Below are 636 nucleotides of genomic sequence, written 5' to 3'. Positions count from 1 at the left end.
AAAAACTCCCGCAACAGATCATCCATGAAAACAGGCCTTCATACAGGGAGGGCGCGCACACAAGACGTGATGCGCCAATTCGGAATGGGGCCAGCTTCACCGCAAAGCGTTTAATATTGGTTGAGTATGTGGAAAAGAACGGAATCAACAAAGAGATAAGGCGCTCCGGACAAGCCGAAGCGCCTTGTAAAGATTCGATTAACGAGCGGCGGCGTGTCTACGACGCGATAATGGTGATGGCCTCGCCTTCATGCGCGAGCCTCACAGTGAGCCCGCAGGCCTCTGCCAACAGCCGCGTATAATAAGGCTGGATCGCGTGCGCATCCGCGGCCGGGCCGCGCTCGCCGCTCAGGAGCTCGGAGATGTTCTGCGGCAGGCGCGCATTATGTCCGGTCGCGGTGATGCGGAAGCTCATCGTCTCGCCCTCGCCGATCGGATCGATCGTCAGCGTGCCGCCGCGCGGGATCGTGTGCTGCGAAACGACCAGCATGTTGAGCAACAGCTTGACGCGATTCTTCGGCAGCAGGATCCGCGGCAGATTCCAGGTGATCGAGCACTTGCCGTCCTCGATGTGGCCGCGCGCCATGGTCTGGGCATCGCCGAGATCGATCTGCGCGCCGGACGAGCCGGCCGCAC

The 636-nt window shown here is 60.7% G+C and carries 1 protein-coding gene; it reads right to left on the bottom strand.

The window, feature by feature from the left end; translation table 11 throughout:
* Positions 1-217: 217 nt before the first annotated feature.
* Positions 218-636 (bottom strand): histidine phosphotransferase family protein (locus IVB47_RS23575; RefSeq protein WP_247464748.1); only part of this gene is annotated, 419 nt, incomplete at its 5' end.

Origin of the sequence: Bradyrhizobium sp. 62 (genome assembly GCF_023073035.1) — a bacterium.
Classification (GTDB): domain Bacteria; phylum Pseudomonadota; class Alphaproteobacteria; order Rhizobiales; family Xanthobacteraceae; genus Bradyrhizobium.
The sequence above is the reverse complement of the archived record's forward strand: the minus strand, read 5'-3'. Positions and strand labels throughout refer to the sequence as shown.